Genomic DNA, 12,336 nt, shown 5'->3' with positions numbered 1-12,336 from the left:
TTTACCGCCTTCGATCAAACCCGACCGAACCATCAACAGAACCACTCAAGCCACCCTGTCGATGCCGGCGCATTCTACTCGAATTCGCCGTCCGTGCAACCTTTATTTTCGTCTAACTCATTGATCTACAAGGAGTTTTCAGATCAGGCTGCGCCGGAAGTGGTGCGCATTATAGGCCGCCACAATTTCTGGTCAACCGTTTATTTCATCGAATTGAAACAAACCGCCTGAGCGGGGCTACCTATATAGAAGCAGCACCCCCAGACCAGTTACTTGAGCCCCAGGCGCCTGGCCAGGCGCTGCAGATTGGCACGATCCACTTCCAACTCGCGGGCGGCCTCCGCCCACCGCCCGGCATGGCGATCAAGCGCCGCTTCTATGAGACGCCGCTGGTAGTCATCCACCGAATCGCGCAGCCCCTGGCCCGTTGGCGGTAGCTCGGGCACGCGATCCACGGGGGCTTCTTCTATAGAGGTGTGGCCGGCGGGGTGCAGATCCAGTGCGCGACTGTCGATGGTCAATATCGGCGGGCGCTCGGCACAGGCCGACAATGCCTTGATCGCCGCACGGCCGATCAGGTGCTCCAGCTCACGCACGTTGCCAGGCCAGTCATGCTGAAGCAGCGTCTTCTGCGCATCCGGTGCGAGACGCAGGCTGCGCAGCCCCAGGCGGGCCCGGTTGTCTTCAAGGAAGTAACCCGCCAGCAGCAGCACGTCACGGCCCCGTTCACGCAGGGCCGGCACCTTGAGCGGATAGACGCTCAAGCGATGATAGAGGTCGGCACGGAAACGCCCCGCACGCACCTCTTCGGCAAGGTCACGGTTGCTAGCCGCCAGCACGCGGACATCTACCCGGTGTTCCCGATCCGAACCGACACGCTGCAATTGCCCACTCTGCAGCACCCGCAGCAGCTTGGATTGCACCGCCAGGGGCAGTTCGCCGACTTCATCGAGAAACAGGGTGGCGCCATCTGCCAGCTCGAACTTGCCACGCCGCTCGCTGACTGCCCCCGAGAACGCGCCGCGCACATGGCCGAACAACTCGCTTTCCACCAGGGTATCCGGCAATGCCGCACAGTTGATGCTGACCATTGGCCTGGACGCCCGGGATGACGCCGCGTGCAGCGCCTCGGCCACCAGTTCCTTGCCTACGCCCGTCTCACCGCTGATCAGCACCGTGAGATCGCTACCGCCGACCAGCTCGATCTCCTGCAACAAAGCCTTGTGCCGAGGGCTTTGGCCAATCATCTCTCTGGGGCGCAGCGCATCGGCGGCTTGCTTGTACAGCTCGGCACGCCGCTGCGCGTCCTCGACACGCCCCACCAGCAGGGAAATCCGCTCGCTCGCCGCCACGGTCGCAGCGGCGAGGCTGGCAAAGGCTTCCAGCATGCCAAGGTCTACCCGGCCAAAGCTGCTGGACTGCAGGGAGTCCAGTGTCAGCAGCCCCCAGAGTTGCTCCTTTATATAGAGCGGGCAGCCGAGGCAGTCGTGTACCTCGAGGTGCCCGTGCTGCCCCTCCAACAGACCATCGTAGGGATCGGGCAGCTCGCAATCGGCAGCGAAGCGGGTAGGCCCGCGGTGCTGCAGCAGTTCATGCAACCGCGGATGCTCGCTCACCTTGAAACGGCGGCCCATGGTGTCGGCGCTCAGCCCTTCCACGGACAGTGGCACCAACACCTCGCCATCGAGCCTGAGCAGTGCCACGGCATCACAGGGAAACAACTGCCGGAGCGCCGCGAGCAGGCGCCGGTAACGCTCGCTTTCGGGGAGATCCCGGGACAGGTCATCGACCAGCGGAAGCAGGGCAACCAGCAGGGGGTTGGAAGTCATAAAGACACCTGAAGAGTCATAAAGACACATAACGCGTGCAGTCGAAATGACTCATAGCACGCGCCAGCCCAGTAATCCAGGCGCTTCGCGAGTTGGCACGGGATCTGTAATGCCCTTGGCAGATCACCTTCATGCCTTGCCACAGGAACCATCGCCATGCTGAGCAACCAACAACGCGCCATCATCAAAGCCACCGTCCCGCTGCTGGAAACCGGAGGCGAAGCCCTGACCCGGCACTTCTACGCGATGATGCTGGCGGAGTACCCCGAGGTACGCCCACTGTTCAACCAGGCCCATCAGGCCAGCGGCGCCCAACAACGTGCACTGGCCAATGCGGTACTCATGTACGCCCGGCACATCGATCGCCTCGAAGCACTCGGCCCGCTGGTGAGCCAGATCGTCAACAAGCACGTGGCGCTGCAGATTCTCCCCGAGCATTACCCGATCGTGGGCAGCTGCCTGCTGCGCGCCATTCGCGAAGTGCTGGGCGAAGAGATCGCCACCGATGAAGTGATCCAGGCCTGGGCCGTGGCTTACGGGCAACTGGCAGACATTCTGATCGGTGCGGAGGAACGTACCTATAAGGAGCACGAACAGGCGCCGGGGGGATGGCGCGGCGCGCGGGACTTCAGGGTGGTGGCCAAGACGCCCGAGAGCGAGGAGATCACCTCGTTCCTTCTGGCACCGGTAGACGGCGGTGCCGTGCTGCTTCAGCAACCGGGGCAATACATCGGTCTGCGCATGGTCATCGACGGCCAGGAGCAACGCCGCAACTACTCGCTGTCCGCTCAGGGCAATGGCCGCCAGTATCGGATCAGCGTCAAGCGCGAAGCCGCGGGCAAGGTGTCCAACTACCTGCATGACCATATCCAGGTCGGCGACACCCTGGAGCTGTTCCCGCCGGCGGGTGACTTCGTGCTGCGCCCCTCAAGCAAGCCCCTGGCGTTGATCACCGCTGGAGTGGGCATCACCCCGGCGCTGGCGATGCTGGAAGCAGCCCGCGACAGTGGCCGGCCGATTCACTTCATCCACTATGCCCGCCACGGCGGTGTGCATGCGTTCAAACAGTGGATCGAGGCGCAGAGCCGTGACTGCCCGCAGATCAGCTATCGCTTCTGCTACAGCGACCCGCGTGACGGTGACCAACCCCACGCCCAGGGCGTGGTGAGCCGCGAACAACTGGCCGAGTGGCTGCCCGAGAACCGCGATCTGGATGCCTACTTCCTGGGGCCGAAGCCCTTTATGGCACAGGTAAAACGGCATCTGCAGGAACTCGGCGTACCCGGCGAACAGTGCCGCTACGAGTTCTTCGGCCCGGCTTCCCAGCTGGACGCCTGAGGCGGATGTCTGTCTAGGGGCGCTGGAGGTGGGTCAGATCACGCCCTGGCTGCGCAGCGCGGCGATCTGACCGGCGTCCAGCCCCAGCACCTCACCCAGCACGCGCTCGGTATGCTCGCCCAACAGGGGCGGCGCCTGGCGATACTCGACGGGGCTGGCCGAAAGGCGTAGCGGGCTGGCCACCTGGGGCGTACTGCCGGCCAGCGGATGCGGCAGGTCGAGCCGTAGGCCACGGGCAATCACCTGTGGATCGGCAAATACCTGCTGCAGATCGTTGACCGGGCCGCACGGCACACCCGCGGCCTCCAGCACCGTCACCCACTCCGCCGTGGTGCGGAACACCGTGGCCTGGCGGATCAGCGGGATCAGCTCGGCGCGGTGGGCGACACGCTGGCCGTTGCTGGCGAAACGTGGATCCATGCCCCACTCGGAGTGGCCGGCCACCTCGCAGAATTTGCGGAACTGGCTGTCGTTGCCGACGGTAAGGATCAGATCGCCATCGGCCGTCGGGAAAGCCTGGTACGGCACGATATTCGGGTGGGCGTTGCCCAGGCGCTTTGGCGATACGCCGGTGGTGAGGTAGTTCATCGCCTGGTTGGCCAGGCAGGCGACCTGTACGTCGAGCAGGGCCATGTCGATGTGCTGGCCTTCGCCGGTCTTCTGCCGATGCGCCAATGCGGCGAGCACGGCGACCGTCGCGTACAACCCGGTGAGAATATCGGTCAGCGCCACGCCGACCTTGACCGGGCCGCCGCCCTCCCCGCCATCGGGCTGGCCAGTGAGGCTCATCAGGCCGCCCAGGCCCTGGATCATGAAGTCGTAACCGGCCCGCTTGGCATAGGGGCCGCTCTGGCCGAAACCGGTGATGGAGCAATAGATCAGCCGCGGGTTGATTGCCTTCAGGCTGGCGTAGTCCAGCCCATAGGCAGCCAGGCCGCCGACCTTGAAGTTCTCGATAAGGATGTCCGACTTGGCCGCCAGCTCACGCACCAGGCGCTGGCCCTCGGCCTGGGTGAAATCCAGGGTCAGCGACTGCTTGTTGCGGTTGGCCGCGAGGAAATAGGCCGCCTCGCTGGTATCGCGCCCCTCATCGTCACGTAGATAAGGCGGGCCCCAGTGGCGCGTATCGTCGCCAACTTTGGGCCGTTCGACCTTGATCACCTCGGCGCCAAGGTCAGCCAGGTTCTGCCCGCACCAGGGGCCGGCGAGTACCCGGGACAGGTCGAGCACACGCAGATGAGACAGGGCACCGGACATCGCAGAAGCCTCGTGCAAGGGTGACGTCGCGCGTCACCGACGGTGTTCCCACGCGCAAGCGTTCAACGTGGGAACGTTCAACAGCTCAGCGCTGGCTATTAAAAGAAGGCCTGGATGCCGGTCTGCGCGCGGCCAAGAATCAGCGCATGCACGTCATGGGTGCCTTCGTAGGTGTTGACCACCTCGAGGTTGACCAGGTGGCGGGCCACGCCGAACTCGTCGCTGATGCCGTTGCCGCCGAGCATGTCGCGGGCCATGCGGGCGATATCCAGCGCCTTGCCGCAGCTATTGCGCTTCATGATCGAGGTGATTTCCACCGCCGCGGTACCTTCATCCTTCATCCGCCCCAGGCGCAGGCAGCCTTGCAGGGCCAGGGTGATTTCGCTCTGCATGTCGGCCAGCTTCTTCTGGATCAGTTGGTTGGCAGCCAATGGGCGGCCGAACTGCTGACGGTCCAGGGTGTATTGGCGCGCCGTGTGCCAACAGGCTTCGGCAGCGCCCAACGCGCCCCAGCTGATGCCATAGCGGGCGGAGTTGAGGCAGGTGAACGGGCCGCGCAGGCCGCGCACGTCGGGGAAAGCGTTCTCTTCGGGGCAGAACACGTTGTCCATGACGATCTCGCCGGTGATCGAGGCGCGCAGGCCGACCTTGCCGTGAATCGCCGGCGCCGACAGCCCTTCCCAGCCCTTCTCCAGCACGAAGCCGCGGATCTCGCCGGCATCATCCTTGGCCCAGACCACGAACACATCGGCGATGGGCGAATTGGTGATCCACATCTTGCTGCCGCTCAGGCGATAGCCGCCGTCGACCTGCTTGGCGCGGGTGATCATCGAGCCGGGGTCGGAGCCGTGGTTCGGTTCGGTAAGGCCGAAGCAGCCGATGTATTCGCCACTGGCCAGCTTGGGCAGGTATTTCTGCTTGGTGGCTTCGTTGCCGAATTCATTGATCGGCACCATCACCAGCGACGACTGCACGCTCATCATCGAGCGGTAGCCGGAATCGATGCGCTCCACTTCACGGGCGATCAGGCCGTAGCACACATAGTTGAGGCCACTGCCGCCATAGGCTTCGGGGATGGTCGCGCCGAGCAGTCCAGTGTCGCCCATCTCGCGGAAGATCGTCGGGTCGGTCTTCTCGTGGCGGAAGGCCTCGAGCACCCGAGGCGCCAGCTTGTCGGCGGCGAACTGTTCGGCGCTGTCGCGCACCATGCGCTCTTCTTCGCTGAGCTGCTGATCGAGCAGCAGCGGGTCGATCCAGTTGAAGCTTGCCTTGGCGGCCATCGCGAATATCCTCGGGCAGTATCGTGTTGAGCTGAGCCTATGAGCCTAGCCGGCTCCTAGCAAACGACTAATACGCATACAGCTGTGCAAAAAACTCACTCCGAGATAGCCTGAGCGAACAGTAACCACACCAATCAGTGAGGCACTTGCACAAATGCGCCGCAAGATCCCAAGCACGGCGGCGCTGGTCGCCTTCGAGGCCTCGGCCCGCCACCAGAGCTTCACCCGCGCCGCCGACGAACTGGCGCTGACCCAGGGCGCGGTGTGCCGGCAGATCGCCGGGCTGGAGGAATTTCTCGGCGTAGAGCTGTTTCGTCGCTCGCGCCGTGGCGTGTTGCTTACCGAGGCGGGCACCGCCTATGCAGCCAAGGTCGCGGCGCAGCTCGATGCGGTGGAGCGCGATACCCTGGCGCTGATGGGCGCCCAGGGGGCCATGAGCCTGGAGCTGGCCGTGGTGCCGACCTTTGCGACGCAATGGCTGCTGCCGCGCCTCAAGGATTTCCAGCGCCTGCACCCGGAGGTCACCGTGCACCTGACCAACCGCACCCGCCCCTTCCTGTTCGCCGATACCGGCTTCGACGCGGCGATCTACTTCGGCGATGGCGACTGGTCGGGCACCGAAGCGCACTTCCTGATGCACGAGCACCTTATGCCGGTGTGCAGCCCGGCGCTGCTCGGCGGCCAGCCGGCCAGTGCCGAACGCATCGCCGAACTGCCGTTGCTGCAGCAGAGCACCCGCCCCTATGCCTGGCGCCAGTGGTTTGCGGCGCAGGGATTGAACATCAGCCGCGACATGACCGGGCCACGCCTGGAGCTGTTCTCGATGCTCGCCCAGGCGGCCCGCCACGAGATGGGCGTGGCGCTGATCCCGCCGTTTCTTATCCAGCGCGAACTGGCCGATGGCAGCCTGGTGGTCGCCATGGAGCGCCCGGTGCCCGATGGAGGCCGCGCCTATTACCTGACCGTGCCGGAGCGCAAGGTCGAGTCGACGGCGTTGAAAGCCTTTCGGGATTGGTTGCTGGGGGAGGCGCAGGCGTATCAGGTGGCGGGTTGAGGGTTGCCATGAGGCAAACCAGATAGTGATGCAATAGCTGTGGGAGCGCGCCATGCGCGCGAAATCGCGGGCATGGACTAGCCCCGCCCGCTCCCCCATTCCCCGCAGACCAGCCGCCTGGGCCAGGCCCAATCTGAAATCCTGTCCACCACGCCTGATCGGTGGAGGCCGCAAGGTTGAGCAAATGCAGTATCCTGCGCATCGATCCAGATGACTGCCGGAACTGCCTTGTCCCTAATCGCCTCCAGCAAGACTCTCGCGCTGCGGATCATCGCGCTGATACAGCGCCATCCGGGCGTGATCGCCATTTTCGGATTTCTCTCCGGCGTCGCCAGTTTTGTGCTGGTCGACCGCCAGGCCGGGCTGGCCAAGGTGCTGGCCCTGGTCCTGCTGGTCAGCTGGCTGTGGCTGGTTCTGGAAAACGTGCTGCGCGAACGCATCGCCGCGCGTTTCGGTTTCGAGTTGCCGCGCCCGCTGCTGCGCTACGCCACGCAGATGATTCACCAGGAAAGCCTGTTCTTCGTCCTGCCGTTCTTCTTCATCACCACCACCTGGAACAGTAGCCAGGCCCTGTTCAGCGGCTTGCTGGCCGCAGCGGCGCTGGTGTCGATTACCGACCCGCTGTACTACAAGTGGCTGGCGCCCAGGCGCTGGATCTTTCTCGCCTACCATACGCTGGCCCTGTTCGCGGTGATGCTCACGGCACTGCCGATCATCTTCAAGCTCAACACCACCCAGAGCTATCAGTACTCGCTCGCCGCGGCGGTGGTGCTGTCATTCCCGAGCCTGTTCAGCATCATCACCGTGCGCAAATGGTGGCGCGGCCTGCTGCTGGTCGGCCTGACCCTGGCCATTGGCGCCTTCGGCTGGGTAACCCGTACCTGGGTGCCGCCGGCCACGCTGTGGCTGACCGAGGTGGCGATCACCACCGAGTTCGACAACCAGAACCGCTCGCCGGGTGAGGGCATCGACAGCTTGAGCGTCAGCCAGCTGCGTAGCGCTGGTATCTACGCGTACACGGCGATCAATGCGCCGCGCGGCCTCGATGAACGCATCTATCACGTCTGGGAACACAACGGCCAGGAGCTGGAACGTATCGCCCTGGATATCCACGGCGGCCGCGAGAAGGGCTACCGCGCCTGGACGCACAAGAAGAATTTCCCCCAGGACGTGGTGGGTGACTGGCAGATTCAGGTGCTGACCGACGCCGGGCAGATGATCGGCGTGCTGCGCTTCGAGGTGACGCCGGACGCGGCCGCCGCCGGCAGCGCAGATCAGACGCCGGCAGAGCCGCAGTCGCCGACGCCTGCCGACAACGAGGCCGAGCCGCCGGCAGCCGTCGAGCCTGCAGAGCCCGTCGAGCAAGTCGAGCCGCCAGGCGAACCCGAAGCCCAGCCCGCGGATCAGCCGTCAGGCGCGCCCGCAAGCGCTGATCAACCAAAGAACCAGTAGCACACGGCGATCGCCGCGATCACCCCAGCCAGTTCGGCCAGCAGTGCACACCCCACGGCATGCCGGGCACGCTGGATGCCCACCGCGCCGAAGTACACGGCCAGTACGTAGAAGGTGGTTTCGGTACTGCCCTGCACGGTGGCCGCCACCAGTGCCGGGAAGCTGTCGACGCCCTGGCTCTGCATGGTTTCGATCAGCATGGCACGTGCCGCACTGCCGGAGAACGGCTTGACCATCGCCGTGGGCAGGGCGTCGACGAAGCGGGTATCCCAGCCGCCCCAGGCGACCAGCCAGCGAATGCCGTCCAGGGCCATCTCCAGGGCTCCCGAGGCACGCAGCACACCGACGGCACAGAGCATCGCCACCAGATAAGGCAGCAGACTCTTGGCCACGTCGAAGCCTTCTCTGGCGCCCTCGATGAACTGCTCGTATACCTGCACCTTGCGCAACGCACCGATGACCAGAAAGGCGATGATCACCCCGAACAGGGTCAGGTTGCCGAGCAATGACGACAGCGCCGCCAGCGCGGTGGCGGACATCCCGGCGAGCAGCGCCATGAAGCTGCCCAGCAGCAGTGCACCGGGAACCAGGTAAGCCAGCACCACCGGATCCCACAGGCGCAGGCGCTGCATGATGGCCACCGAGAGCAGGCCGACCAGCGTCGAGGCACTGGTGGCCAACAGGATCGGCAGGAACACCAGGGTCGGATCCGGCGCGCCTTGCTGGGCGCGGTACATGAAGATGGTGACCGGCAGCAGGGTCAGCGACGAGGCATTGAGCACCAGAAACAGGATCTGCGCATTGCTCGCCGTGGTACTGCTGGGATTGAGCTCCTGCAGGGCACGCATGGCCTTGAGGCCGATGGGCGTCGCGGCGTTATCCAGGCCCAGGCCATTGGCGGCGAAGTTCATGGTGATCAGGCCGAGGGCAGGGTGACCGCGCGGCACTTCGGGCATCAGCCGGGCGAACAGCGGGCCGAGCACCCGCGCCAGGGCATCCACAAGGCCGGCCTTCTCGGCAATGCGCAGCAGCCCGAGCCACAGGGTCAGGGTGCCGAACAGCACCACCATCACCTCGACCGAGAGCTTGGCCATGGCGAACAGGCTTTCCACCATGGCGGCGAATACCGCCGGGTCGTCCGCCAGCAACCAACGGCTGAGCCCCGCCACCGCTGCCACCAGGAAAAAGCTCAGCCACAGGCCATTGAGCATAGGTCACCCCCCTTGAACGTAGCGGCTGATGATAGCGCGCCTCGGCTCAAGAAGTGGAAGGAGCAAGCAGGCGCCAGCGATACGGACTCGGCCCTGCAGATGAAGCAACGGCGCCAGAAGGCGCCGTTATTGGCATCAGTACCAGTTGGGGTCTTTCTTCAACTGTTCCTGTAGCAGTTGCTTGACGCCGTCATCCGGCTCACCGAGCCAGCGCAGGTCAGCGTGCTTACTGGGTGCCTTGTCCTTCGGCAAACCTTCGGGTACCTGTACCCAGAGGGCGTAAGCATCATCCTTGTCCGACGTGAAGGCGACATACAGGCGTTGATTGAAACAGCTCGAGGTTTCGCACAACTGCCCGACCAGATACGGGTCACCGTCTTCTTCCAGGGTGGTCATCGGTGTGGCAACGCCACTGAGGTTGATCACCCATTCGGGCAGACGCTCCTCATCCTGAATCAACTCCTGCCACGCTTCACGATAGTCCGGGTTGCTGCCAAGCAGTTCGTTGAGGCGGAACGCACCATCGGTGTTGGCGGCCAAGGCCGCCGCACTGCCACCCAGCATGAGGGCGGCAGCGAGCGTCTTGAATCGATTCATCTGCTTGCCTCGCCTAGCCCCGTGGGCGACGACCCATGATGAACGAAACGATGAACATGACCAGGAACACCACGAAAAGGATTTTCGCGATACCTGTGGCAGTGCCCGCGATACCACCGAAGCCCAGTACAGCGGCAACAATGGCGATGATCAGAAAGGTAATGGCCCAACTCAGCATGGCGTTTCTCCTTGGTTTTTTTGAGGTCTTGCGGGTGCAACAATGGAAAATCGGTAAGAGTGTCTTAGAACACCCAACGGGTTTGCTTGGCAGGCGCCTCGACAACGTCAGCGCGCACCCAGTTGCTGTCGCTGTGCGCTGGCGGGGTGTCGGCGCTATGCAAGCTGGCAGGAACTGCCTGAATGGCTGCTGGGCGCGCATCGCTCGCCAGCTTGACCGAAACCGGCATCAACGCCTGGCTCGACACCTGCGGCGCCATGACCTGCTGCTCCGGCGCCTTGGTCGCCACGCCGACCAGCAGGACCATCACGGCAGCAACAACCAGAATCAGTATCTCGGTATGGGCGCGGTGAAGATTCATGCTGAGCTCCTCAAGAGGGTTGTCGAACGGCTTGGCGTTCGTTTCATGAAGAGATAATTGCAGCCTGCGTGCCAATTTTTTTAAAAAATAAATCCCTTTAAAAACAAACACTTAATTAATATAAACCAAATGCCATCATTGGCATCCTGCACGATGGGCAGCTGCGGCTCGGGCGTTCTGCACGACGCCGCAGACAGCGCTGTCAGCCGTTGCTGAGCTCGCGCATACGTTGATGACAGGCGCGCACCTTGGGCATCTCCACGGCAAGCAGCGCCTGAACGTCTGGTTGGGCGGTTTCCATGGCGTCTTCGAATGCTTCGAGAATGCGATCTTCGGCTTCTTCAAGCTGGGCGAGGTAAGTCGACTCCTCATCGCTCGCCAACGTGGCGCGGGCATCGGCATAGGCCTGGCGCAGCTTGCCGACAAGGGTGCCGCTGTCGGTGGGTTGCTCATGGTTGGCCGCAACCTTCACGGACAGTGCCTGGATGATCTGGTGCTTGGCCCGGGCCATGTCGCGGCACAGGGCCTTGAGCTGCTCATCGTTGATTTCGTCGTGGGCATGCTCATAGAAGCGCTGGCCGTCACGGATGATGGCGATCAGCTCGTTCAATTGTTCGGTCTTTTGGCTCATGGTGGCTCTCCTGAGGATGGCTGCAGCGCCGGTGGCACTGAACAAGGCAGTCGGCGAGCCGGATGGCCCGCCGTGCTGAGGGTGGTTAGCTGGCGATGCGCAGTGCGTCGGCGTCGACGCCGCGTACCCCGCGGATGTTGCGTGCCGTTTCTACGGCGAGGCGCTTTTCGGCATTGCTGAGCACCGTGCCGCTGAGACTGACGAAACCCTCGCGGGTGTCGACCTTGATGTTCAGGGCATCGAGGTTGCGGCTGTAGAGGAAGCTGGCCTTCACCTTGTTGGTGATCCAGGTATCACTGATCGACGCCGCGGCATCGTTGGCGGCGTTCTGCGCCTCGGCACTGGTGCTGTCAGCCGTGCTGATGCTCAGGTGATTGTGTACCTCGCGCACGCCCTCGGTGTTGGTAACCAGCTCGCCAGCCAGCTCCTTGGCGGCCGGCGTTCCGGCATTGCCGCTGAGACTGACCACACCGTTCTCGGCGCGCACCTGGATATCCAGTCCTTCGGTATTGCTGTTCCAGAGCAGTTTGGACTTGACCGTAGCGGCCAGGGTTGCATCGTCGAAACGCTGGGCCAGGGTCTTGTCGGTAACGATCCTGGCCTGCTCCTCGATCACTGGCGGAGCCAGGTCGGGGTCGATCTCCAGCTGGTTGTCGACCTCGCGAACCCCCTCGATACTGCCTGCCAGCTCACTGGCCAGCTCGTGCTCGGCGGAGTTCTCGACCGCCCCCCTCAAGGTGGCAACACCTTCCGCCACGGACACCTCGATCTCGAAAGGGTCGAGATGCCGGTTCAGCGCGAATGCGGTGTCGATGGCCCCCTGCTGGCGGGCATCGCTCAGTTGCCGGGGAAGATCGCCATCGGCTGCCTGCACCAGCGGAGCCAGGGTAATCAGACCGGCCATCGCCATGACCAGCGTGGATTTTCTCAACGGCATGTAGCGCCTCCTTCTCTGCCAAAAAGCTGCTCGCAAGCGGACCGAAGACCGTCGCAAGGGCTATGCCAGCCATCTGCAAAAATAAAAACCAACTAAAATCAGTTGTTTAAATCCAAAGCCTGGCTATTGGCCGCTTGCACGATGCAAGATCACGCCATACTAGCCGTGCAACTTGCACGAAGATTTCCAGACTAACCTCTGCCATTCACCC

At 63.6% G+C, this 12,336-nt stretch carries 12 protein-coding genes and 1 pseudogene; 4 read left to right on the top strand and 9 right to left on the bottom strand.

The annotated features are described in order from the left end of the window. Window positions 1-231: pseudogene (locus QYS36_RS14785) on the top strand (hypothetical protein); the annotation flags it as partial. Window positions 232-269: 38 nt separating this feature from the next. Here QYS36_RS14785 and norR read toward each other — a convergent pair. Next, window positions 270-1,829, bottom strand: a complete 1,560-nt coding sequence (norR, locus tag QYS36_RS14780) for a nitric oxide reductase transcriptional regulator NorR (protein WP_308840199.1) — start codon at window positions 1,827-1,829, stop codon at window positions 270-272. 156 nt (window positions 1,830-1,985) lie between these two features. Here norR and hmpA point away from each other — a divergent pair, with 156 nt between their 5' ends. Beyond that, on the top strand, window positions 1,986-3,167 hold the full coding sequence (gene hmpA, locus QYS36_RS14775) for an NO-inducible flavohemoprotein (protein ID WP_308840198.1): 1,182 nt from the start codon (window positions 1,986-1,988) through the stop codon (window positions 3,165-3,167). Window positions 3,168-3,200: 33 nt separating this feature from the next. Here the strand turns inward: hmpA and QYS36_RS14770 are convergent, their stop codons facing one another. Both QYS36_RS14770 and QYS36_RS14765 read right to left on the bottom strand, forming a co-directional pair. Continuing rightward, window positions 3,201-4,424, bottom strand: a complete 1,224-nt coding sequence (locus QYS36_RS14770; RefSeq protein WP_308840197.1) for a CaiB/BaiF CoA-transferase family protein — start codon at window positions 4,422-4,424, stop codon at window positions 3,201-3,203. A 98-nt stretch (window positions 4,425-4,522) separates the two neighbouring features. Then, on the bottom strand, window positions 4,523-5,704 hold the full coding sequence (locus tag QYS36_RS14765) for an acyl-CoA dehydrogenase (RefSeq protein WP_308840196.1): 1,182 nt from the start codon (window positions 5,702-5,704) through the stop codon (window positions 4,523-4,525). A 154-nt stretch (window positions 5,705-5,858) separates the two neighbouring features. Here QYS36_RS14765 and QYS36_RS14760 point away from each other — a divergent pair, with 154 nt between their 5' ends. Both QYS36_RS14760 and QYS36_RS14755 read left to right on the top strand, forming a co-directional pair. Beyond that, window positions 5,859-6,758 (top strand): LysR family transcriptional regulator, encoded by a 900-nt coding sequence (locus QYS36_RS14760; protein ID WP_308840195.1) that lies wholly within the window; start codon window positions 5,859-5,861, stop codon window positions 6,756-6,758. A gap of 210 nt (window positions 6,759-6,968) precedes the next feature. Then, on the top strand, window positions 6,969-8,210 hold the full coding sequence (locus QYS36_RS14755; protein WP_308840194.1) for a DUF5924 family protein: 1,242 nt from the start codon (window positions 6,969-6,971) through the stop codon (window positions 8,208-8,210). Here QYS36_RS14755 and QYS36_RS14750 read toward each other — a convergent pair. The 6 genes from QYS36_RS14750 to QYS36_RS14725 all read right to left on the bottom strand — a co-directional run bounded on the left by QYS36_RS14750 (window position 8,192) and on the right by QYS36_RS14725 (window position 12,125). Next, a complete protein-coding gene (locus tag QYS36_RS14750) occupies window positions 8,192-9,421 on the bottom strand; it encodes a nucleoside recognition domain-containing protein (RefSeq protein ID WP_308840193.1) in 1,230 nt (409 codons plus the stop codon). The two genes, QYS36_RS14755 and QYS36_RS14750, sit on opposite strands and share 19 nt — an antisense overlap. Window positions 9,422-9,556: 135 nt before the next feature. Further along, the gene (locus tag QYS36_RS14745; RefSeq protein WP_308840192.1) at window positions 9,557-10,018 is read right to left on the bottom strand and encodes an inhibitor of vertebrate lysozyme family protein; all 462 of its coding nucleotides are present in this window, start codon (window positions 10,016-10,018) and stop codon (window positions 9,557-9,559) included. Window positions 10,019-10,031: 13 nt separating this feature from the next. Next, window positions 10,032-10,196 carry a DUF1328 domain-containing protein gene (locus tag QYS36_RS14740; protein ID WP_013789335.1) on the bottom strand — a complete coding sequence of 55 codons (165 nt, stop codon included), beginning with the start codon at window positions 10,194-10,196 and terminating at the stop codon, window positions 10,032-10,034. A 64-nt stretch (window positions 10,197-10,260) separates the two neighbouring features. Continuing rightward, a complete protein-coding gene (locus QYS36_RS14735) occupies window positions 10,261-10,668 on the bottom strand; it encodes a hypothetical protein (protein ID WP_308840191.1) in 408 nt (135 codons plus the stop codon). Between the two features lie 91 nt (window positions 10,669-10,759). Then, entirely contained in the window at window positions 10,760-11,188 is a 429-nt protein-coding gene (locus QYS36_RS14730; protein ID WP_308840190.1) for a PA2169 family four-helix-bundle protein, read from the bottom strand. An 85-nt stretch (window positions 11,189-11,273) separates the two neighbouring features. Beyond that, entirely contained in the window at window positions 11,274-12,125 is an 852-nt protein-coding gene (locus tag QYS36_RS14725; RefSeq protein WP_308840189.1) for a BON domain-containing protein, read from the bottom strand. Window positions 12,126-12,336: the final 211 nt, after the last annotated feature.

Source organism: Pseudomonas sp. G34, assembly GCF_031119625.1.
Taxonomy (GTDB): Bacteria; Pseudomonadota; Gammaproteobacteria; order Pseudomonadales; family Pseudomonadaceae; genus Aquipseudomonas.
The sequence above is the reverse complement of the archived record's forward strand: the minus strand, read 5'-3'. Positions and strand labels throughout refer to the sequence as shown.

Bases quoted from the DNA above. Each gene is read 5' to 3' on its own strand.
- QYS36_RS14730 (WP_308840190.1), bottom strand. From the start codon at position 11,188: ATGAGCCAAAAGACCGAACAATTGAACGAGCTGATCGCCATCATCCGT.
- QYS36_RS14755 (WP_308840194.1), top strand. From the start codon at position 6,969: ATGACTGCCGGAACTGCCTTGTCCCTAATCGCCTCCAGCAAGACTCTC.
- hmpA (WP_308840198.1), top strand. From the start codon at position 1,986: ATGCTGAGCAACCAACAACGCGCCATCATCAAAGCCACCGTCCCGCTG.
- QYS36_RS14770 (WP_308840197.1), bottom strand. From the start codon at position 4,424: ATGTCCGGTGCCCTGTCTCATCTGCGTGTGCTCGACCTGTCCCGGGTA.
- QYS36_RS14760 (WP_308840195.1), top strand. From the start codon at position 5,859: ATGCGCCGCAAGATCCCAAGCACGGCGGCGCTGGTCGCCTTCGAGGCC.
- QYS36_RS14750 (WP_308840193.1), bottom strand. From the start codon at position 9,421: ATGCTCAATGGCCTGTGGCTGAGCTTTTTCCTGGTGGCAGCGGTGGCG.
- QYS36_RS14745 (WP_308840192.1), bottom strand. From the start codon at position 10,018: ATGAATCGATTCAAGACGCTCGCTGCCGCCCTCATGCTGGGTGGCAGT.
- norR (WP_308840199.1), bottom strand. From the start codon at position 1,829: ATGACTTCCAACCCCCTGCTGGTTGCCCTGCTTCCGCTGGTCGATGAC.
- QYS36_RS14725 (WP_308840189.1), bottom strand. From the start codon at position 12,125: ATGCCGTTGAGAAAATCCACGCTGGTCATGGCGATGGCCGGTCTGATT.
- QYS36_RS14765 (WP_308840196.1), bottom strand. From the start codon at position 5,704: ATGGCCGCCAAGGCAAGCTTCAACTGGATCGACCCGCTGCTGCTCGAT.
- QYS36_RS14740 (WP_013789335.1), bottom strand. From the start codon at position 10,196: ATGCTGAGTTGGGCCATTACCTTTCTGATCATCGCCATTGTTGCCGCT.